The following is a 19,648-nucleotide window of genomic DNA, read 5'->3' on the forward strand; positions in this document are numbered from 1 at the left end:
TATTTCCGAGTAAATCGGACAAAGCGCGGCCTATCGGCGACCGCGACGAATTGCGTCGCTGTCGGGACTGCGGTGAGTGGAGACCGCTAACCGAGCTTGCAGTAGCAGCCGGCGCCCAAGTGGCAACGGCAGCTGCTGCAAGCCGTGTTACACGTGCGTTCAGTGGCTAGCCCCGCGAAGCGCTCGCCAGTATCACCTGAGGCGTCGGTACCGCATCGGCCAGAAGGAGTTTGGGGCACTGCTGGCCGAGCAGGGCGGCGTCTGCGCAATCTGCGGCACACCCGACCCCGAGCGTGTTGACCACGATCATGTGTTCGGTAACGTACGTGGCATTCTCTGCTTCAACTGCAACGGCGGCCTGGGTCAGTTCTCCGGCGATGTCCGGAGGCTGAGCGAGGCGATCAGATACCTGAAAGGAACCACGTGGCAGCGGGTCTCGATCCATCCGGGCGTCTACCGGCTGTATTCACCACGCCGGGAACTTCGTCGTTCACCGAGTTCCTGAGCATGGCCGCTCCGGAACTGCTGCCCGGCCGGCGCCCGTTGCCCGCTGGCGCGTCAGCCGAGGTCGGACCGCACGCGACCACGATCGTCGCGCTCACCTGCGCGGACGGTGTGGTGATGGCTGGCGATCGGCGGGCCACGATGGGCAACCTCATCGCCAGTCGGGACATCGAGAAGGTCTTCGCCGCCGATGCGTACTCGCTGGTCGGCATCGCCGGAACCGCCGGTGTGGGCATCGAGCTCATGCGGTTGTTCCAGGTCGAACTGGAGCACTACGAGAAGATCGAGGGCGCGATGCTCTCGTTGCACGGCAAGGCCAACCGGTTGGCGACGATGATCCGCAACAACCTCGGCGCCGCGCTGCAGGGACTCGCGGTGATCCCGCTCTTCGCCGGGTTCGATGTGGACGCCGAGGACCCCGGCCACGCCGGGCGTATCTTCAGCTTCGACATCGCCGGCGGGGTCTACGAGGAGAAGGGCTTCGACGCCATCGGCTCCGGTTCGCTGTTCGCGAAGTCGGCGTTGAAGAAGCGCTACCGCGCCGGGGTGAGCCTCGACGAGGGGGTCCGGCTGGCGATGGAGGCGCTGTACGACGCCGCCGATGACGACACCGCCACCGGCGGCCCCGACCTGATCCGGAAGGTGTACCCGGTCGTCATGACCGCGACCGCGGAGGGCTCGCGCCGGCTGACCGACGAGGAAGCGGGTGAGGTGGCCGAGGCCGTGGTCCGCGACCGGATGGAAAACCCGGGCGGCTGACGCCCACACCAGTTCGTAAGCGACGATCGCCGTAAAGGAGACGCAACCCGCCGTGGCCATGCAGTTCTATGCCTCGCCCGAGCAGATCATGCGGGACCGCTCGGAGTACGCCCGCAAGGGAATCGCCCGTGGGCGCAGCGTCGTCGTGCTCACCTACGAGGGTGGGGTGCTCTTCGTCGCCGAGAACGTGTCGACCGCCCTGCACAAGGTCAGTGAGCTTTACGACCGGATCGGGTTCGCCGCGGTCGGCCGGTTCAACGAGCTGGAGAACCTGCGCGCCGCCGGGGTCCGCATGGCGGACCTGCGCGGGTACTCCTACGACCGCCGGGACGTGACCGCCAGGTCTCTCGCCAACGCGTACGCCCAGACCCTCGGCGCGATCTTCACCGAGCAGTCCAAGCCGTTCGAGGTGGAGATCTGCGTGGCGGAGGTCGGTTCCCGGCCGGAGCGCGACGAGCTCTACCGGCTGACATACGACGGGTCGTTGCAGGACGAGCCGGGCACGATCGCGATGGGTGGCCAGGCGGACGCCATCTCGCAGGTGCTCAAGGCCCGTCACCGCCCGGACATGTCCCTGCGTGATGCGGTCCAGCTCGCGGTGCAGTCGTTGGGCAGCGTCGGGGGAGAGGGCGGCCAGCCGCGCAAGTTGGAAGCCAGTCAGCTTGAGGTGGCGGTGCTCGATCGTCGCCGGCCCGGGCGTACGTTCCGGCGGATCACGGGAGCAGCGCTGGCTCCGCTGCTCGCCCCCGAGGACGGGGCCGGTAAGAAGGGCGGGGCGCCGGTGGAGCCGGCCGAGGGGCCGAAGATCGCAGAGCCGGGCCCGTCACCGGCGGACAAGTCCCCGGGCGGGGTCGACCCCGTCGCCGACGGCGAGGGGTAAGCCCGCCGCTCACATCCGTACACGACCGTGCCCGGCTCTCTTCGCGAGGGCCGGGCACGGTTCGTTGCGCGTCGGGTGGGATCAGGCCGGCGGCTCAGTCGGAGCCAGCAGGGTCGGGGCGGGCAGCAGCCCCCGGTCGCGATTGAGGATTTCGGCGTCCCGGATGGCGACCGTGCGGACCAGTTCCGTGGTGCGCTGCTCGCTGCTCTGCAGGCGCAGGTAGAGGCTGAGGACCGCGAAGACGAACGCCACGATCAGCGCGTACAGCAGCAGGTCCGCGCCGCGGCCGACCCCGAAGATGTGCTTGGCCACCCAGGACGTGGCTTCCGGCTGCAGCACCGCGAACGCATTGAGGAACAGGAAGGCGATGAACGCCAGGCGCTTGCTCGCCCGCATCCGCGCGCCGTGCTGACCGCGGACGAACACGATCAGGAAACCGAGGACCGCAGCCAGCAGGACGGCCTGAATCAGAAGCTTCATCGGACTACCTCCCGCGCCGGGACATCGAGACGTCGAAGAGGATGTTGACGCCGTTGATCAGGGACTGGCCCTTCGCGCGCGAGTACTCCGTGTAGAGAACCGTCACCGGGCACTCCGCGACGCGCCAGGAGGACCGGGCGAGGGCCGTGGCGATCTCGGAGGCGTGGGCCATCCCGTTCTGGCTGATGCGCAGGGCTTCGGCCGGACCCCGGGTGAAAAGGCGCAGGCCGTTGTGCGCGTCGGTCAACTTGAGACGGCGAGCGGTGGGGCTCAGGGCGACGACGGTGCGCAGGACGACCCGCTTGATCCACGGCACGGTTTCGGCGCTCGTGAGGAAGCGCGAGCCGAGCACGACGTCGGCCTTGCCGGAGCGGGCCAGGTCGAGCATCGTGAGGACGTCCTCGACCCGGTGCTGGCCGTCGGCGTCGAAAGTGACGAAGTAGCTGCTTCCGGTGCGGCCCAAGGCGTAGCGCAGGCCTGTCTGCAGCGCCGCGCCCTGGCCCAAGTTGATCGGATGGCGGACGAGGTGGGCTCGGGTACCGAGGATCTGCTGTGCGGAGGCGTCGGAACTGCCGTCGTCGACGCAGACGACATTCGGGAAGGTCTGCAGGACATTCTCGAGGACGTCGGCAATCACCTTCTCCTCGTTGTAGACGGGGATGATGATCCACACGTCCTCGTTGCCCCTGGCCACTCGCTCACCCCTAGAATTCGTTCGCGCGGTCATCGTAGCGGCTGCTCTGACCAACGACCGATCACACCAATGGGCGCACGAGGCGCCAGTACGCCCGCATGACGGCGTTGAGCGGGGTGACCACGCCGGGCAGCTCGATCGCGCTCGTGGAGAGCTGGTCGGTCAGCAGGGCCATCCACTGCCGGTCGGGAACGACACGCTCGGCCTGCAGCAGCCGCCGCCGTCGCCGGATGTGGCCGGCGTGGCCGATCAGCCATCGCCAGCTTCGCAGCTTGGCCCGCAGCCATCCCTGCTTGGCGGCGAGCGGCACCATGCCCAGTTCGAGGCTGAGCAGCGCGGGTGACAGCAGCAGGAGCGCCCGCCACCCCCACAGCGTGGCGAGGAACATGAGCCGGTTGCGCTCGATCATGTAGAACTTGAACTCGTTGCGGGAGAATTCGTACCGGTGCACGGCGACCGCGTCGGGGACGTAAACCACGCGCAGGCCGCGCCGCCACGTGCGAATCGACAGCTCGGTGTCCTCGTGGTAGGCGAAGTACTCCACGTCGAAGCCGCCCAGCTCCACCCACAGCGAGCGGCGCATCAGCAGGCAGGCGCCACTGGCGGTCACGACGTCGACCGGCTCCGTGCCCTCCTCCGGCTCACCCAGGCGCCCGGCCCAGCTCAGCCCCAGCACGTGGACCGGGTTGCCGGCGGAGTTGATCAGACGGGGATCGTCGGCCAGCCGGATACTGGCGCCGGCGATTCCGATCCCGGGGCGGGCGGCCTCCTCGACCAGCCGGGCCATCGTGTTCGGCTCGACGATCGCGTCACCGTTGACCAGCGCGATGTACTCGCCGGTCGCAGCCATGGCGCCGGCGTTGCAGCCGCCGGCGAAGCCCAGGTTCTCGCCCGGGCGTACGACGGTCACGCCGGGCAGCTTTTCGAGGACCTCGACGTCGTCGGTGGTGCACCCGTTGTCGACGAGCACCACGTCGACCGCCGCCTTCTCCGATGCCAGCAGCGCCTCCACGCCGCGGCGCAGCCACGGCTCGGCCTGCCACGCGAGAACGATCGCGCTGACGCGCGGCAGCGCGTCGCTCTCTCGATTGGTGGTCATCGTCGATCTCCTGTCGGTCCGCTCGTAGCTCGCGCACGACAGGGTAGCCGCATTCGGATTGGCGTTCATGAAACGGGCAAAGTGTGTTGCTACATTAAGACAATGGGTGACACGAAGCGGGCGGTGCCGGGCACCGCCCGCTCACCGCGGGCGATGCGATAGTGATCAACGTCGACCCGCACTCGCCGGTCCCACCGTACGAGCAGGTCCGATCCCAGATCGCGGCCCTGGCCCGGGATGGCCACCTGTCGGCAGGCACCCGGCTCCCCACCGTCCGCCAGCTCGCGGGCGACCTCGGCCTCGCCGTCAACACCGTGGCGCGGACGTACCGGGAGTTGGAGGCGGCCGGCCTGGTCGAGACCCGGGGCCGGCACGGCACGTTCGTGACGCACCGCGCCGCCTGCGTGCCCGTCGAGGCTGAGCGGCTCGCGGCCCGGTATGCGGAGGAGACCCGCCGCCTGGGCCTCGATCCGGCTCAGGCGCTGGGCCTGGTCCGCGCGGCGCTCGGGCAGCCCGAACCGGGGCTCGGCGCGGGCGCCTGACCCCGGGCGCTGGCCCGCGAGTCGCCGGTACCGCCGTGATCGGCCGCCCAGGAGCCGTCTAGGCGGATCATGCCAGAAATCAGGTGCGATCCAGGCCGGATCGCTACGGCAGGAATGCTCCCTCGGCGGCTAATGTCTTTCCATGGACCGGCGCATCTTCGGACTGGAGACCGAGTACGGGGTCACCTGTACCTACCGTGGGCAGCGGCGGCTGTCCCCGGACGAGGTGGCGCGTTACCTATTCCGCCGGGTCGTGTCGTGGGGCCGTTCGAGCAACGTGTTCCTGCGCAACGGCGCGCGGCTGTATCTGGACGTCGGCTCGCATCCGGAGTACGCGACTCCGGAGTGCGACTCTGTGCCCGACCTGGTCATGCACGACCGCGCGGGCGAGCGCATCCTCGAGGGTCTGCTCGTCGACGCGGAGAAGCGGCTGCACGACGAGGGCATCGCGGGCGAGATCTACCTTTTCAAGAACAACACGGACTCGGCCGGCAACTCATACGGCTGCCATGAGAACTACCTGGTCAGCAGACACGGGGAGTTCGGGCGGCTGGCCGACGTCCTGATTCCTTTCCTGGTCACCCGCCAGCTCATCTGCGGCGCCGGCAAGGTGCTGCAGACCCCGCGGGGGGCCGTGTACTGCCTGTCCCAGCGTGCCGAGCACATCTGGGAGGGCGTCTCGTCGGCCACCACCCGCAGCCGGCCGATCATCAACACGCGCGACGAGCCGCACGCCGACGCTGAGCGGTACCGGCGGCTGCACGTCATCGTGGGCGACTCCAACATGAACGAGGTCACGACGCTGCTGAAGGTCGGCAGCGCCGACATCGTGCTGCGGATGATCGAGGCCGGCGTTCCGGTGCGTGACCTGACCCTGGAGAACCCGATCCGGGCGATCCGCGAGGTCAGCCACGACATCACCGGGCGGCGCAAGGTACGCCTGGCCAACGGCAAGGAGTGCAGTGCGCTGGAGATCCAGCAGGAGTACTTCGCCAGGGCCAGCGAGTTCGTCGAACGGCGGGGCGCCGACGCGGCGACGAAGCGGGTCGTGGACCTGTGGAGCCGGGTGCTGCAGGCGGTCGAGAGCGGTGACCTGTCCGGGGTGGACCGTGAGATCGACTGGGTCACGAAGCTGCGGACGATCGAGAGCTACCAGCGCAGGCACGATCTGCCGCTGTCGCATCCAAGGGTCGCGCAGATGGACCTGGCCTACCACGACCTGCGGCGCGGTCGCGGCCTGTACGCCCTGCTGGAGAAGCGCGGCGCGGTCGACCGGGTCGCGACGGACGTGGAGATCTTCCAGGCCAAGGAGACCCCACCGCAGACCACGCGGGCGCGGCTGCGCGGGGAGTTCATCCGGCACGCCCAGGAGCGTCGCCGCGACTTCACGGTCGACTGGGTGCACCTCAAGCTCAACGACCAGGCGCAGCGGACGGTCCTGTGCAAGGACCCGTTCCGGGCCTATGACGAGCGGGTCGACCGGCTGATCGCCAGTATGTGACCGGCGATCAGGTAGTGGGTAGGCTCGGCGACGCCATGGCACACGATGACCCAGTCGCCGAGTCGACCGCCCCGGCCGGGAGCGCCCAGCCGCCGTCCGCGGGCCCGGCCACGTCCGCGGCTCCGGGCCGGTCGGTTGAGCTGCCCCTCCGCTCGGCTGAGCTGCCCCTCCGCTCGGACATGGTGGGCTGGGCGGTCCAGCGCGTCCGGCGGCGCCGGAACAGGATCTCCGCCGAGATCGAGCGCAACCGGCGCGGCGAGCCGGTCGTGCCCACCTGGGTCCTGACGGTGCTGCTCGCCGTGATCCTCGGCGGCTGGCTCGCCCTGGTGGTCCTGTCCTGACCGCTCCGCTTAGAGCAGTGACGCGGCGTGCCGTCCGGCGGCCGCGGCGGCCAGGAAGTACGCGTGGTCGGCGGCCAGGCCGCGCCCCATCGTCGAGAGCGTGACCGGCAGGGCGCGCAGCGCCTCGTCGAGCCCGGCCACGCCGACCGTCACGATCCGGTGCCGCTGCCGGAGCGGGGCGAGCGCGGCGTCGACGCCCAGGTCCGGGTCCACGCCCGCCGGCACCACCAGGTCGGCCGGCGCCAGGGCGACTCGCCCGTACGCGGTGAGGCTGTGGTGGGAGACGCCCCGGTGGCGGGCCCGGGGGTCAGCGGCGGAGATGCGCAGCGAACCCACCGGACGGCCGGACAGCGTCGCGGCCGCGTTGACCGCCTCGCCCACGGCGACGCCGGAAAAACCCCAGGGGGTACCCGTACCGAGGTTGCCCGGCCCCTGCGCCACGACCGCCACGTCGGCGCGCAGGGCATGGCGCGCCGCGAGCAGGCCGGTGTGCACGTTGGTGGCCTCGAGGTCGCCGCCGAAGGCCTGCCCGACGGTCACCACCCCGGCGAGCCGGTCGGCGAGGGCGTCGAGCGTGCGGGAGAACCAGGCCGGCAGCGCGCCACCGTCGGTCATCACGTACGCGACGCGCGCGTCGGGCCGGTCGGCGTGCACCCCGGCGACCACCGCGGGGAGCGCGGAGTGCAGGTCCGCGGTCACCACGGGCATCCCGTCCAGCGAGTCCGACGACTCGAGCACGCCACGGTGGGGTGAGTCGTCCTCGTCGGCGGCCAGCACGACCGCCTGCAGCGGCGTGTAGCGGGCCTTCACCACGTGTCCCGGCTGGTCGGCGTCGGCGGGCAGCCGGTCGGGTAGCGCGACGACCAGGGCGTACCCGCCGGTACCCAGGCCCAGGGCGAGCGCGTTGACGTTGAGCAGGACCATGTCTCCGACCTGCGGTTCGCCGACGAGCGCGGGGTAGGCCAACGCCCGTACCGCCGCCGGATCCTCCGGGCGCCGGCGTTCCAGCGTCACGTCGAGTTCGACCGCGCCCCGCCAGCGGCGACGCAGTCCGGTCACGGTGCCCTGGCGCCATCGGATCACCGTGCCACGCTAACGGATCACGCCGTGGCCTCCGCGCCACCCCGCCGGGACACAGTTGATCGTACGTACGTACGGATATCGTCAACCGTCACCGCAAACACGCCCGGACGCTGCTAGCGTCGGAGCGTGTCGCGCAGCCGCACCGAACGCCTCGTCAACCTCGTCATCTGCCTGTTGTCCACCCGCCGCTTCCTGACCGCGGCGCAGATCGCCGCGACCGTGCCCGGCTACGAGCACGATCCGTCAGACCCGCGCGACCACGAGGCGTTCCAGCGCAAGTTCGAGCGGGACAAGGCCGAACTGCGCGACCTCGGGGTGCCGCTGGAGACCGGCACCGCCAGCGTCTTCGACACCGAGCCCGGCTACCGCATCGCACGGGGGGAGTACGCGCTCCCCGACATTCACCTGGAGCCGGACGAGGCGGCGGCCGTGGGCATCGCCGCCCGGACCTGGCAGCACGCCGGCCTCGCCGCCGCGGCGGCGTCGGCCCTCGCCAAGCTGCGTGCGGCCGGGATCGACGTCGACCCGCACGCGACCCTCGGGATCGAGCCGGTGGTCCGGGTGGATCCGGCGTTCGAGCCGCTGACCGCCGCGGTGCGGGACCGGCAGCCGGTGACGTTCGACTACCGCACGCCATCCGACGACCGGCCCACGACCCGCCGGCTGCAGCCGTGGGGCGTGGTCTGCTGGCGCGGCCGGTGGTACGTGGTCGGCCACGACCTGGAGCGCGCGGCGCCCCGGTGCTTCCGGCTGTCGCGCGTCGTCGGGACCGTGCGGCGCATCGACCGCCCGGGCGCGTACACCCCGCCCGACGTCGATCTGATCAGCTACGTGGCCAGGTGGTCCGGCCCGCCGGAGCGCACCCGCCGCGCCACCGTCGTCGTCCGCAAGGGGCGCGGCGCGGGCATCCGCCGCTATGCCGAGGAGATCGTCCCGGGCGACGACGGAGATCGGGTCGTGTTGCGGTACGCCGACGCCGAGGGGCTCGCCGGGTGGCTGGTCGGCTACGGTGCGGACGTGATCGTCCTCGACCCGCCCGAGGTACGTGACTTCGTGGTCAAGCGGCTGCACGAGATCGTCGGCGCGCACCCGTCCGTACGGCAGGAGGCGGCTTTTTCATGAGCGGTTCCGCGGACCGGGTGTCCCGGCTGCTCAATCTGGTGCCCTACCTGCTGGCCCGGCCGGGTATCGAGGTCGCCGAGGCGGCGGCGGATCTCGGGGTCACCGAGCGTCAACTCCGCGATGACCTGGAGCTGCTGTGGGTGTGCGGCCTGCCTGGATACGGGCCGGGTGACCTCATCGACATGGCGCTCGACGGCGACCGGGTCACGATCACCTACGACGCGGGTATCGACCGGCCGCTGCGGCTGACCCGTGACGAGGCCCTCGCGCTGGTGGTGGCGCTGCGGCTGCTCGCCGAGACCCCCGGCGTGGGGCACCGGGACGCGATCGAGCGGGCCCTGGCGAAGATCGAGAGCGCGAGCGGCGACGAGGCCGCCCCGCCGGTGACGGTGCGGCTGCCGGGCAACCGGGACCGGCTCGCCGAGCTGCGCTCCGCGGTCGAAAAGGGGCGGGCGCTGCGGATCACGTACTACACCGCGGGGCGGGACGAGACCACGGACCGGGTCGTCGACCCGATGCGGGTGCTGGCGGTGGGGGACCGGGCCTACCTGGAGGCGTGGTGCCGCCGGGCCGAGGGCGTACGGCTCTTCCGCGTGGACCGCATCGACGCCTTCACGTCGCTTTCCGAACCGTCGGCGCCCCCGCCGGGCGCGCACCCTACCGACGTGCGCGACGGCGTCTTCCGTGCCACCCCAGACCAGCCGCTGGTCACGCTGCGGGTCGGCCGCGGCGCGCGGTGGATCACCGAGTACTACCCGTGCGAGGAGGTCCGGGCCGAGCGGGGCGAGCACTGGCTGGTCTCGCTGCGCGCCTCCGACCTGTCGTGGGCGCGGCGGCTGGTGCTGGGGCTGGGGCCGGAGGTGAGCGTCGTCGGGCCGCCCGAGCTGATCGAGGCGGTGGGTGCTGAGGCGCGGACCGCTCTCGCCGTGTACGAGGAGTCGGTCGGGTGCTGATCGGGTCCGGAGACGATCGACGTATTAGAGTCGGTCCGTGATCTGGTCGCTCGTGATCGTCCTCGTGGTCGGTTCGTTGCTCCTGCTGGCTGTCGCGGCGGCGCCGCTGCTGCGGCGGCTGCGTGAGCTGGGCATCGCGGCGCGCCGCCTGGAGTTGCGCGTGGCGGACGTGCAGCGGCTGATGCCAGCGGTGACCGCGCTCCAGAGTCGGGCCGAGCGGATGCAGCAGGAGGTCGTGGCGGTTCAGGAGCGGGCCACTCAAATTCGGAGTGGTCACTAGCGGATCAGTTGGTTAACAGAGCTGTGCGACCGTTGACGCCCGGGCCGCGCTGGTCAAGACTTCTTTGCTGACCGATCGCAGTCGGCCTGGGTCCCGTGCATAAACACACGTACCATGAGGTCGGCAGCGACAATTACTGTGAGGTGGCTTCACATGGGTGCTCTCCGACCGTGGCACATCGCCGTTCTGGTGGTCGTGCTGATCCTGCTCTTCGGTGCGAAGCGCCTGCCTGACGCCGCCCGCGGCCTGGGCCGTTCGATGCGCATCCTGAAGGCCGAGACCAAGGGCCTGGCCGACGACGACGTGAACGCCAAGGCCGACGCGCAGCACGAACGCCAGCCGTTGCCGAAGTCGGAAGACGGGCGGCCGAGCACCGTGGACCCGGTCGAGCGGGTCCGCGACAAGTAAATCGTGGCACTCCCCATTCGACGGCAGCGCGAAGCCCGGTTCAACCGGGCCGCCGACGGCTCCATGACCCTCATGGAGCACCTCCAGGAGCTGCGTAGCCGCCTGTTCAAGGGTTCGTTGGCGGTCCTGGTCGGCCTGTGCGTCGGATACTTCTTCGCCAGGCAGGCTCTCGATTTCCTGATCACGCCCTACTGCGATCTCAAGGGCGTCAAGCCCGGGCCGGACTGCCAGTTCGTGGCGAGCGCCCCGATGGACCCGTTCATCCTGAACCTGCGCATTGCCCTCTACCTGGGGCTGATGGCGGCGGCGCCGATCTGGCTCTACCAGCTGTGGGCGTTCATCGCGCCCGGTCTGCACAAGCATGAGCGGCGCTACACGTACGCCTTCGCGGCGGTCGCCGCGCCGCTGTTCTTCGCCGGCGCCACCCTGGCGTACTTCATCGTCGCCAAGAGCCTGCACTTCTTCCTCGGGGACAGCAGCCAGTTCAACATCACCGTCGGGCTGACCGGCTACTTCGACTTCGTCACGAACATGATGTTGCTGTTCGGCGCCGGGTTCGAGTTCCCGTTGATCGTGGTCATGCTCAACCTGGCCGGTGCGGTGTCCGCGCGCAAGCTGTTGAGCTGGTGGCGCGTGGCGGTCTTCCTGATGTTCCTCTTCGGCGCGGTGGTCACCCCGACCCCCGACCCGTTCGGAATGTCGGCCCTCGCCGGTGCGATGGCCGTGCTCTACTTCGGGGCCGTCGGGTTCGCGTTCCTCAACGACCGCCGCCGTGAGCGCCGCCGCAAGGCGGAGTTCGGCAACGTCGGCGACGACGAGGTCTCGCCGCTGGAGTACGACGCGGACCCGATCGAGGCCGGCGAGCCGGTCGACCGGATCTCTTCGATCGACGCGCCGGAGTCGGTGGCCCGGCCAAAGCCCCTCGACCGCGGCTACGACGACTTCACGTGAGGCTGATGCGGCCGTACGCTGCTCGCCGTGACCACCAGCGCCACGAGCGATGTGACGGAGCCGCCCTGTACCGGTGAGATCGCGGTGCTCGCCAACCCGTCGGCCGGCCGTGGACGCCTCGCCCGGTTGCTGCCGGAGGTCCTGGCCCGGCTCGGCGGTGCCGGCGCGTCCGTGCGGCTGTTGGAGGCCTCGGACGCCGCCGGGGCCTCCGACGCCTGCCACGCGGCCGTCGCCGGGGGCGCCGCGGCGCTGGTGGCCGTCGGCGGGGACGGGACCGTGCACACCGCCCTGCAGGCGGTGGGCGGGACGCCGGTACCGCTGGGCATCGTCCCGGCCGGCACCGGCAACGACTTCGCCGCGGAGGTCGGGCTGTCGACGCAGCCGCTCGCCGCGGCCGACGCCGTCGCCGCGGCCCTCGCAGCCGGCCGGACCCGTACGGTCGACCTGGCGAAGCTGCGCTCCGGCGCGGACCGGACCCGCTGGTACGGGGCGGTGCTCGGCGCGGGATTCGACGCCATCGTCAACGAGCGGGCCAACGTCATGCGCTTCCCGCGCGGTCCCCGCCGCTACGACCTCGCCATCCTCGCCGAGCTGGCCCGGCTGCGGCCTCGCCGGTACACGCTGCGCCTCGACGGTGTGGCGCACACCGTCGACGCGGTCCTGGTCGCGGTCGGCAACACCGCCAGCTACGGCGGTGGCATGCGGATCTGTCCCGCCGCGGACCCGGGCGACGGGCTGCTGGACGTGGTCGTCGCGGGCGCCGTCGGCCGGTTGACGCTGATGCGGATCAAGCCTCGGGTCTACCGGGGCACCCACGTGGAGCATCCGATGGTGAGCACGTTCCGTGCCCGTACGGTCGAACTGGACGCCGAAGGGATCATCGGATACGCCGACGGCGAGCGCGCGTTCCCGCTGCCGGTCACGATCACCTGTGTGCCCGGCGCGCTGACGCTGCTCAGCTGATCCGGCCGGCCCCCACTACAGCCCGGCGAGGTCGAGCACGGCCGCGATGCCGTTGGCCGTCGCCGGCGGTTGGGCCGGGATGATCAGCACCCGGCAGCCGGCCACCACCGCCCCGGCGTCGGCGGGAGTGTCACCCACCATCAGCGTCCGCTCCGGGTCAACGCGGAGCCGCCCGCACGCGTACTCGAAGATCGCCGCATCGGGTTTGCACCGCCCGACCTCGTACGAGAGCACAAACTCGGTGACGAGATCGGCGAAGCCGAGATGTGCCGTGATCGGCCGGATGTCGAAGCCGATGTTGCTGACCACCGCCACGGGGATGCCGGCGGCGCGCAGCGCCTTGAGGGTCGGCACCGTATGCGGGTAGGTCACCCACCCACCCGGGCTCAGCAGCCGGTCGTACAGCGCCTCCGGCAACCCGTCCACGCCGCAGTCCACGGTCTGCGCCAGGCCGGTGTACGTCGCCCGATGCGACCGCGGGTCAAGATCCCGGTCGCAGTAGGCCTCCGCCAGGTGTGGCGGGACCCGGTGCGGTGCGGGGCCGCCGGCCCGGCCCGCGGTGACGAGCCGGTCCGCGAGGATCGTCGCCCGGGGCCGGTCCAGTTCCACGCCACAGGTACGGGCCGCCTCGCGTACCCAGGTCACGGGGTCCTCGACCTGCGCGAGCGTGCCCTGGAAGTCGAACAGCACCGCCTGCGGCCGCTCCACCTGGGCCCGATCCGCTCGCCGGGACGGGTTAACCGCTGGCAGCGGTGACGCCGAGGGGTCGGAGTCCGACTCGTGGTTCTGCTGCGGCGCTTCGGGGCGGTGCGGCACGCCGAGCACCATACCGACCCGACAGGAGACGATTGAAACGAACCGGCCGTCGAGTCGTGGGCTCCGCCCGACAGCCCACAACCTCCGTCCCCTAGCCTTAGGTTATGACCAGCCCGGCCGAACGGTATGCCGCGGCCCGAAAGCGCGCCGCTGAGGTGGCCCGATTCCCGGCTCTCCATGAGTTCGCCGAGGGGCTCGGGTTCGAACTGGACGATTTCCAGCGCGAGGCGTGCGAAGCGCTCGAGCGCGGCAGCGGGGTCCTGGTCTGCGCGCCGACGGGCGCCGGCAAGACCGTCGTCGGTGAGTTCGCCGTCCACCTCGCGCTGCGCGGGAGCGCAGCCGCCGAGCGGCCCGACTCCGACGGTGACGGGCTGCTCCGGAAGTGCTTCTACACCACCCCGATCAAGGCGCTGTCCAATCAGAAGTACAACGACCTGGTCGAGCGCTACGGCGCCGAGCAGGTCGGCCTGCTGACCGGGGACAACGCGATCAACGGTGACGCCCCGGTGGTCGTGATGACCACCGAGGTCCTGCGGAACATGCTGTACGCCAAGTCGTCGGCCTTGCGGGGGCTGGCGTACGTGGTCATGGACGAGGTGCACTTCCTCGCCGACCCCTTCCGCGGCGCGGTCTGGGAAGAAGTGATCATCCACCTGCCCGAATCGGTGCGAGTGGTATCGCTGTCGGCCACCGTCTCCAACGCCGAGGAGTTCGCCGACTGGCTGATCACCGTGCGCGGCCACACCGACGTCATCGTCAGCGAGCACCGACCTGTTCCGCTGTGGCAGCACATGCTCGTCGGCAAGCGGATGTTCGACCTGTTCCACGACCCCGAGGCGGCCGAGAAGCGCGAGGTACACCCGGAGCTGCTGCGCTACACCCGGGAGACGCTGCGGCGGCTGGGCGAGTACGACGGTCGCGGCCGGCCGGGTCGCGGCCGGCGCTGGATGCCGCCGCCGCGGCCGGACGTCGTCGAGCGCCTCGATCGCGAGGGCCTGTTGCCGGCGATCGTCTTCATCTTCAGCCGCGCCGGCTGCGCCGCCGCGGTGGAACAGTGCCTGCAGGCCGGTCTGCGCCTGACGGCGCCGGACGAGCGCATCGAGATTCGGCGCATCGTCGAGGAGCGCACCGCCCACATCCCGAGCGAGGACCTGCAGCTGCTCGGGTACTGGGAGTGGCTCGACGGGCTGGAACGGGGCCTGGCCGCCCACCACGCGGGGATGCTGCCGGCGTTCAAGGAAGTCGTCGAGGAGCTGTTCGTACGGGGCCTGGTCAAGGCCGTCTTCGCGACCGAGACGCTGGCGCTGGGGATCAACATGCCGGCGCGCTGCGTGGTGCTCGAACGGCTGGTCAAGTTCAACGGCGAGGCGCACGTCGACCTGACGCCGGGGGAGTACACCCAGCTCACCGGTAGGGCAGGCCGGCGCGGCATCGACGTCGAAGGGCACGCCGTCGTCGCGTGGTCGCCCGAGATCGACCCGCGGCACGTCGCCGGACTGGCCTCCACCCGCACCTACCCGCTGCGGTCGAGCTTCCGGCCCTCGTACAACATGGCCGTGAACCTCGTCGGCAGCGTCGGCATGACGGCCTCCCACGAGCTGCTGGAGTCCTCGTTCGCCCAGTTCCAGGCCGACCGGTCGGTGGTGGGCTTCGCCCGCCAGGTGCAGCGCAACACCGAGGCGATGCAGAGCTACCTCGAAGAGATGAGCTGCCACCTCGGCAACTTCGAGGACTACTTCGCGCTGCGGGTGGCGATCGCGGACCGCGAGCGGCAGTTGGCGCGCCGGGGCAAGGCGCAGCGGCGCGCCGCTGCCGTCGAGTCGGTCGAGCGGCTGCGCATTGGCGACGTGATCCGGGTGCCGCACGGGCGGCGGGCCGGTCTCGCGGTCGTTCTCGACAACGGCTCCGCCGGGTTCGGCGAGCCCCGCCCGCTCGTGCTCACCGAGGACCGGTGGGCCGGCCGGATCTCGTCCGGCGACTTCGCCGAGCCGGTCGAGCCGCTGACCCGGGTACGGGTACCCAAGCACTTCAACCACCGTTCCCCGCAGGCACGCCGCGACCTCGCGTCGCTGCTGCGCGACGCCGCCGGGGAGGTCGACGGGCACCGCCGGCCGCGCCGGCACCGCGCGGACGGCGGCGACGACTCCGAGCTGGCGCGGCTGCGCGACCGGATGCGCAGCCACCCCTGCCACGCCTGCCCCGACCGGGAGGAGCACGCCCGCTGGGCCGAGCGGCGCTGGCGGCTGGCCCGCGAGAACGAGGCGCTGCAGGAGAAGGTCTCCACCCGGACCGGTTCGCTGACCCGTACCTTCGATCGGGTCTGCACGATCCTCGCCCAGCGCGGCTACCTCGGCGGCGGGGGCGAGGTGACCCCGAACGGCCAGATGCTTGCGCGGATCTGGACCGAGGCGGACCTGCTCGTCACCGAGTGCCTGCGGGAGGGCGCATGGGACGGCCTCGACGCCGCTGAGCTGGCCGCCGCGGTGTCGGTGGTGCTCTACGAGTCCCGCCGGGAGACCGAGGAGCGGGCGTCGGTGCCCCGTGGCGCGCTCGCCGAGGCGGTGGACGACACGCTGAAGCTGTGGGCGGAGCTCCAGAACGCCGAGTCCGCCCTGGGGTTGCAGCTGACCCGCGAGCCCGATCTCGGGTTCGTCTGGCCGATGTACCGGTGGGCGCGCGGCGAGTCGCTGTCGAAGGTCCTGGCGAGCGCGCACGGCATCGAGGGCGACATGCCGGCGGGCGACTTCGTGCGCTGGGCACGCCAGGTGATCGACCTGCTCGGCCAGCTCGCCGAGGCGAGCGGCGCCTCGGCGGAGATCCGCAAGACCGCGCGGCAGGCGATGTCCGCCGTGAACCGCGGGGTGCTCGCGTACACCCGGTGACGGCGGTAGCCGCCGCCCTCGGGAGGTTCACCCAGCCAGGGTGATGAAGACGAACCCGGCCCTCTCCTACCGTTCTGGGCGTTGTGGGTGAACCGGCGCGATACCGCCGGTGCCCGGTTGCGGCAGTTCACGGGCGCGGGAAGGGGTACGTCCCGGGCCTGCCCGGCGCTGACCATCCCCGGACATCGACCACTCCACTGTGGATGCTGCGGCGCCACTCGTCGGGCGTTAGCTGAAGCCCGGTTGCCTGCAGACGTGTCCCACCCCGAACCGGTAACGAAGGAGCGTTGATGGACCAGTCACCCGCGCAACCCGCCGCGACGACGGCCGCACCGGAGGTCAGGGGCGAAGAGGCCCACCCGACCCCGGTCGGCGGAGATGTCGACCTGCAAGCGCACGCCGGGTTCGACGGGGCGCTGCGCGGGTACGACCGGCGGCAGGTCAACAAGTACGTGACCCGGACGCAGCAGCGCATCGAGGAGCTCACGAACGAACTGGTCGCGGTACGCCAGCACGAGCAGATCCTCACCGCCCGGGTCGACGACCTGACTAGGGCCGCCGCCATATGCACCTGCGACCCCAACAAGCCGGAATCAGTAGTCGTTGGTGCCCGCCTCCGGCAGATCATCGACATCGCCACCGCCGAGGCCGAGGAGATGCGCGCCCGCGCCGACGCGGAAACCAGGGCGATCCGCGAGGAGGCCGAGAACGTCCTCACGACCGCCCGCCAACAGGCCGAGCAGGCGACCTCGGCCCTGGAGGCCATGCTGGCCCAGCGGCGGGCCGCCGAGGACGCCGCGGCGGCCGAGCGTCGCGCCGCGATCGAGGGCTGGGCCGAGCGGCACGTGAACGAGGCCCGCGACACGGCGCGCCGGGTCATCGAACGCGCGGGTGCGGTCAGCAGCCAGGTGATCGCGTCGGCCCGGTGGCTGGTCGACGCGCTCGGCGCGCACCGGGACGCGCTGTCCGAACAGTTGGGCGGGGTGCAGCGGCGCATCGACGAACTGCCGTCGCTTGAAGTCGCGGCGGCGGTACCCGGCGAGCACCTCCTGGCGGCACTTGCCGACCCCGAGGAGTCAGCCGCCCGGGAGCCCGCCCGGGAGCCCGCCCGGGAGCCCGCCCGGGAGAACGACGACCAACCGGCCGCGCCCAGCCAGCCGGACCCGCTCAGCGATCCGCTTCCGGCCGTTCAACCGGCCGTGCAGGACCGCGCCGGCACCCGGCCGGACCAGCTGAGTCAGCCCGTACGCGGGGTGGTGCGGATGCCGGGCGCGCACGCGGCGGACGAGGCGCCCCCGGGCAACGGACAGGAAGTCGTCGCCGGTGCCGACGCGGCGCCGCCAGGCGGCGCCGGCAGATCTGCCGCGCACGTCGCACCGGCCGAGGCCGGCATCGCCAGGCCTCCCGCACACGCCGCGCCCGGCGACACGGCAACGCTCAACCGCACCTGGGCGCCGATCAGTAGCCGGATCGGGGGCGCCCACCGCGGCTAGGCGGAGAGCGCGTCGACCACCCGCTGTACCGAACCGGCGATGTTCCACTTCTCGGCGAGGGCGAGCACCCGCTCGCCCTCGGTCGACGGCGGCAGGTGACCGTCGAAGGGCGGCACCGCGACGTCCACGGCCACCCGCACCACCTCGGGCGCCACCCCCAGGTAGTCGCGGGCGGCCGTCAGCTTCGTGCGCAGGCCGGGCGCGAACCCCGCCGCCGGGTCGTCGAGGGCCGTGAGTACGCCGGCCACGCTGCCGTACCGGTCGACCAGCCGGGCGGCGGTCTTCTCGCCGACGCCGGCCACGCCGGGCAGCCCGTCGCTCGGGTCCCCGCGCATCGCCGCGAAGTCCGCGTACGCGGCCGCCGGCACCCCGTACTTCGCGCGTACCGCCGCGTCGTCGTACACCGCGAGCTTGGACACGCCGCGACCGCAGTACAGCACCCGTACGGCGCGGTCGTCGTCGATCACCTGGAACAGGTCACGGTCGCCGGTGGCCACCTCGATCGGGCCGGGCTCGCGGGCTGCGAGGGTGCCGATGACGTCGTCCGCCTCGTAACCGGCCACCCCGATCGCGGGCACGCCGAGCGCCTCGAGGACGTCGAGGATGATCGGCACCTGGCGCGACAGCCCGTCCGGCGTCTGCTCGCCGCCGTCGTCGGCGAGCCGGTGGGCCTTGTAGCCGGGGATCAGCGCCACCCGCCAGGCGGGGCGCCAGTCGGCGTCCAGCGCGCACACCACGCGCCCCGGTCGCCGCGTGCGCACCAGCGTCGCGAGCATGTCGAGAAAGCCGCGTACGGCGTTGACCGGCGTGCCGTCCGGTGCGGCCACTGCCGACTCGGGGATGCCGAAGTAGGCCCGGAAGTAGAGACTTGCCGTATCGACGAGCAGCAGAGGTCGACTCACGAGGCAAGCCTAGTGACCGGAGGCCAGCTCGCGGCGGTGACCGGCCGAACAGTCCGACCGCGGACACCCCACGCTCACCCGGAGGATGACCCCGGCCGTACCCGCCGGAGCCGGTACGGGGTGACGGCGGCGCGGGCGAGCGGTGTCCGTAGCGGGTGACGCGCTCTCACCCGATCGAGCCCCACGATTGCCGGCAACGACTCGGTCGCCGACGGCCGGGGCAGAGGTAGGCGGACAGGAGCGGTTGATGGCGGGGATCGGTCCACTGGAGTTCCTGGTGGTGGCGTTTCCGGGGGAGGCGCTGCCGGACCGGGTCGCGTCCGTGCTGCAGGCCGTGGAGACCGGCGGCGCTGTCCGGATCGTCGACGCGCTGGCGGTCGTCAAGGACCGCGACGGGCACGTCCGCGGCGTGGAGTTCGCGGACGTGCCGGCGCTGGCCGCGTACGACGTCGCCGACCCGGGGCTGATCGACGCCGCCGACGTCGACGAGGTCGGACAGGCGCTGGACGCCGGAACCGCCGCGCTCGCCCTGCTGATCGACCACGTCTGGGCCAGCGCGGCCGACGCCGCTGTGCGCGAGCTGGGCGGCCTGCTGGTCGGCGCGGTACGGATCCCCGAGGCGTACGCGAACGAAGCGCGCCGGTGCCAGGAGGCGCCCGGCCACCCGGCCCGTTGACGACCCCGTCGTAAGGAGGGACCAATGTCTTCTCGCCGGCATGGCGCGCCGCTGCTGCGCGGCGCCCTCAGCATCGGTCTGGCGCACCGCAGGGCGGAGGAGGCCGTCGCGGCGCTCTCGGCTGGTTGGCCGGGCGGTCTGCCACCGGAGCCGGTACCCGCGAGCCCGATCTCCACGCCGCCGTCCATCGCGAGCGGGGGCGATGACGTCGTCGCCCAGCTCAGCCAGCTGGTCGAGCTGGCTGAGCGGGGCGTGCTGACCACGCAGGAGTTCGCGGCCGCGAAGGCACGCGTGCTGCGCCACGAGCAGTGGTGGTGAC

General features: G+C 71.6%; 22 protein-coding genes. 16 read left to right on the forward strand and 6 right to left on the reverse strand.

What is annotated here, in order from left to right:
- The first annotated feature begins 76 nt into the window (after nt 1–76).
- From HC028_RS28710 to prcA, 3 genes are read left to right on the forward strand one after another with little or no spacing between them, the layout of a single operon-like run.
- Complete coding sequence (locus HC028_RS28710) at nt 77–505, forward strand: endonuclease VII domain-containing protein (RefSeq protein ID WP_168077265.1); 429 nt, start codon at nt 77–79, stop codon at nt 503–505.
- Complete coding sequence (prcB, locus tag HC028_RS13960; RefSeq protein WP_168077276.1) at nt 424–1,263, forward strand: proteasome subunit beta; 840 nt, start codon at nt 424–426, stop codon at nt 1,261–1,263. The genes HC028_RS28710 and prcB overlap by 82 nt, the downstream gene beginning before the upstream one ends.
- A gap of 52 nt (nt 1,264–1,315) precedes the next feature.
- Entirely contained in the window at nt 1,316–2,143 is an 828-nt protein-coding gene (prcA, locus tag HC028_RS13965) for a proteasome subunit alpha (protein WP_168077287.1), read from the forward strand.
- A gap of 81 nt (nt 2,144–2,224) precedes the next feature.
- Here the strand turns inward: prcA and HC028_RS13970 are convergent, their stop codons facing one another.
- The 3 genes from HC028_RS13970 to HC028_RS13980 all read right to left on the reverse strand — a co-directional run bounded on the left by HC028_RS13970 (nt 2,225) and on the right by HC028_RS13980 (nt 4,416).
- Complete coding sequence (locus tag HC028_RS13970; RefSeq protein ID WP_168077289.1) at nt 2,225–2,623, reverse strand: DUF2304 domain-containing protein; 399 nt, start codon at nt 2,621–2,623, stop codon at nt 2,225–2,227.
- A 4-nt stretch (nt 2,624–2,627) separates the two neighbouring features.
- The gene (locus tag HC028_RS13975; protein WP_203981398.1) at nt 2,628–3,317 is read right to left on the reverse strand and encodes a glycosyltransferase family 2 protein; all 690 of its coding nucleotides are present in this window, start codon (nt 3,315–3,317) and stop codon (nt 2,628–2,630) included.
- A 61-nt stretch (nt 3,318–3,378) separates the two neighbouring features.
- Nucleotides 3,379–4,416: a glycosyltransferase family 2 protein gene (locus HC028_RS13980; protein WP_168077293.1), complete on the reverse strand. Its 1,038-nt coding sequence runs from the start codon at nt 4,414–4,416 to the stop codon at nt 3,379–3,381.
- A gap of 158 nt (nt 4,417–4,574) precedes the next feature.
- Between HC028_RS13980 and HC028_RS13985 the strand changes: the two genes are divergently transcribed.
- The 3 genes from HC028_RS13985 to HC028_RS13995 all read left to right on the forward strand — a co-directional run bounded on the left by HC028_RS13985 (nt 4,575) and on the right by HC028_RS13995 (nt 6,800).
- On the forward strand, nt 4,575–4,958 hold the full coding sequence (locus tag HC028_RS13985; RefSeq protein WP_168077458.1) for a GntR family transcriptional regulator: 384 nt from the start codon (nt 4,575–4,577) through the stop codon (nt 4,956–4,958).
- A gap of 142 nt (nt 4,959–5,100) precedes the next feature.
- A complete protein-coding gene (gene pafA, locus HC028_RS13990; RefSeq protein ID WP_168077301.1) occupies nt 5,101–6,459 on the forward strand; it encodes a Pup--protein ligase in 1,359 nt (452 codons plus the stop codon).
- 35 nt (nt 6,460–6,494) lie between these two features.
- Nucleotides 6,495–6,800 (forward strand): hypothetical protein, encoded by a 306-nt coding sequence (locus HC028_RS13995; RefSeq protein WP_168077038.1) that lies wholly within the window; start codon nt 6,495–6,497, stop codon nt 6,798–6,800.
- Nucleotides 6,801–6,809: 9 nt separating this feature from the next.
- Here HC028_RS13995 and HC028_RS14000 read toward each other — a convergent pair whose 3' ends face one another.
- Complete coding sequence (locus HC028_RS14000; RefSeq protein WP_168077310.1) at nt 6,810–7,883, reverse strand: DUF3866 family protein; 1,074 nt, start codon at nt 7,881–7,883, stop codon at nt 6,810–6,812.
- Between the two features lie 126 nt (nt 7,884–8,009).
- Here HC028_RS14000 and HC028_RS14005 point away from each other — a divergent pair, with 126 nt between their 5' ends.
- The 6 genes from HC028_RS14005 (at nt 8,010) to HC028_RS14030 (ending at nt 12,560) form a co-directional block, all read left to right on the forward strand.
- Nucleotides 8,010–9,005, forward strand: a complete 996-nt coding sequence (locus HC028_RS14005) for a helix-turn-helix transcriptional regulator (protein WP_168077319.1) — start codon at nt 8,010–8,012, stop codon at nt 9,003–9,005.
- A complete protein-coding gene (locus HC028_RS14010) occupies nt 9,002–9,958 on the forward strand; it encodes a helix-turn-helix transcriptional regulator (protein ID WP_168077330.1) in 957 nt (318 codons plus the stop codon). The genes HC028_RS14005 and HC028_RS14010 overlap by 4 nt, the downstream gene beginning before the upstream one ends.
- Before the next feature lie 37 nt (nt 9,959–9,995).
- Nucleotides 9,996–10,238, forward strand: a complete 243-nt coding sequence (locus tag HC028_RS14015; protein ID WP_168077332.1) for a hypothetical protein — start codon at nt 9,996–9,998, stop codon at nt 10,236–10,238.
- A gap of 153 nt (nt 10,239–10,391) precedes the next feature.
- Nucleotides 10,392–10,646 (forward strand): Sec-independent protein translocase subunit TatA, encoded by a 255-nt coding sequence (gene tatA / locus HC028_RS14020; protein ID WP_168077334.1) that lies wholly within the window; start codon nt 10,392–10,394, stop codon nt 10,644–10,646.
- Between the two features lie 3 nt (nt 10,647–10,649).
- Nucleotides 10,650–11,597, forward strand: coding sequence for a twin-arginine translocase subunit TatC (gene tatC, locus HC028_RS14025; RefSeq protein WP_168077336.1), 948 nt, complete (start codon nt 10,650–10,652; stop codon nt 11,595–11,597).
- Between the two features lie 27 nt (nt 11,598–11,624).
- Entirely contained in the window at nt 11,625–12,560 is a 936-nt protein-coding gene (locus tag HC028_RS14030) for a diacylglycerol kinase (protein WP_373313953.1), read from the forward strand.
- A gap of 15 nt (nt 12,561–12,575) precedes the next feature.
- On the opposite strand, the gene HC028_RS14035 is transcribed toward HC028_RS14030, so the two are convergent.
- Nucleotides 12,576–13,388 carry an HAD family hydrolase gene (locus HC028_RS14035; protein ID WP_168077338.1) on the reverse strand — a complete coding sequence of 271 codons (813 nt, stop codon included), beginning with the start codon at nt 13,386–13,388 and terminating at the stop codon, nt 12,576–12,578.
- A 92-nt stretch (nt 13,389–13,480) separates the two neighbouring features.
- On the opposite strand from HC028_RS14035, the gene HC028_RS14040 reads away from it, so the two are divergent.
- Nucleotides 13,481–16,258, forward strand: a complete 2,778-nt coding sequence (locus HC028_RS14040; RefSeq protein ID WP_168077347.1) for a DEAD/DEAH box helicase — start codon at nt 13,481–13,483, stop codon at nt 16,256–16,258.
- Between the two features lie 290 nt (nt 16,259–16,548).
- Nucleotides 16,549–17,751: a hypothetical protein gene (locus tag HC028_RS14045; RefSeq protein ID WP_168077349.1), complete on the forward strand. Its 1,203-nt coding sequence runs from the start codon at nt 16,549–16,551 to the stop codon at nt 17,749–17,751.
- Here the strand turns inward: HC028_RS14045 and HC028_RS14050 are convergent.
- Nucleotides 17,748–18,653, reverse strand: coding sequence for a 5'-3' exonuclease (locus tag HC028_RS14050; protein ID WP_168077351.1), 906 nt, complete (start codon nt 18,651–18,653; stop codon nt 17,748–17,750). The genes HC028_RS14045 and HC028_RS14050 overlap by 4 nt on opposite strands.
- A gap of 247 nt (nt 18,654–18,900) precedes the next feature.
- Between HC028_RS14050 and HC028_RS14055 the strand changes: the two genes are divergently transcribed.
- The gene (locus HC028_RS14055; RefSeq protein WP_168077353.1) at nt 18,901–19,329 is read left to right on the forward strand and encodes a DUF6325 family protein; all 429 of its coding nucleotides are present in this window, start codon (nt 18,901–18,903) and stop codon (nt 19,327–19,329) included.
- A 24-nt stretch (nt 19,330–19,353) separates the two neighbouring features.
- Nucleotides 19,354–19,647, forward strand: a complete 294-nt coding sequence (locus HC028_RS14060) for an SHOCT domain-containing protein (RefSeq protein WP_168077355.1) — start codon at nt 19,354–19,356, stop codon at nt 19,645–19,647.
- The last annotated feature ends 1 nt before the right edge of the window (nt 19,648 follow it).

The organism is Planosporangium flavigriseum (assembly GCF_011947225.1).
In the GTDB taxonomy this organism is placed as follows: domain Bacteria; phylum Actinomycetota; class Actinomycetes; order Mycobacteriales; family Micromonosporaceae; genus Planosporangium; species Planosporangium flavigriseum.

Excerpts from the sequence above, each read along its gene's own strand:
- HC028_RS13970 (WP_168077289.1), bottom strand. The coding sequence starts at position 2,623 with ATGAAGCTTCTGATTCAGGCCGTCCTGCTGGCTGCGGTCCTCGGTTTC.
- HC028_RS13980 (WP_168077293.1), bottom strand. The coding sequence starts at position 4,416 with ATGACCACCAATCGAGAGAGCGACGCGCTGCCGCGCGTCAGCGCGATC.
- pafA (WP_168077301.1), top strand. The coding sequence starts at position 5,101 with ATGGACCGGCGCATCTTCGGACTGGAGACCGAGTACGGGGTCACCTGT.
- HC028_RS13995 (WP_168077038.1), top strand. The coding sequence starts at position 6,495 with ATGGCACACGATGACCCAGTCGCCGAGTCGACCGCCCCGGCCGGGAGC.
- HC028_RS14010 (WP_168077330.1), top strand. The coding sequence starts at position 9,002 with ATGAGCGGTTCCGCGGACCGGGTGTCCCGGCTGCTCAATCTGGTGCCC.
- tatA (WP_168077334.1), top strand. The coding sequence starts at position 10,392 with ATGGGTGCTCTCCGACCGTGGCACATCGCCGTTCTGGTGGTCGTGCTG.
- HC028_RS14035 (WP_168077338.1), bottom strand. The coding sequence starts at position 13,388 with ATGGTGCTCGGCGTGCCGCACCGCCCCGAAGCGCCGCAGCAGAACCAC.
- HC028_RS14040 (WP_168077347.1), top strand. The coding sequence starts at position 13,481 with ATGACCAGCCCGGCCGAACGGTATGCCGCGGCCCGAAAGCGCGCCGCT.
- HC028_RS14045 (WP_168077349.1), top strand. The coding sequence starts at position 16,549 with ATGGACCAGTCACCCGCGCAACCCGCCGCGACGACGGCCGCACCGGAG.
- HC028_RS14055 (WP_168077353.1), top strand. The coding sequence starts at position 18,901 with ATGGCGGGGATCGGTCCACTGGAGTTCCTGGTGGTGGCGTTTCCGGGG.
- HC028_RS14060 (WP_168077355.1), top strand. The coding sequence starts at position 19,354 with ATGTCTTCTCGCCGGCATGGCGCGCCGCTGCTGCGCGGCGCCCTCAGC.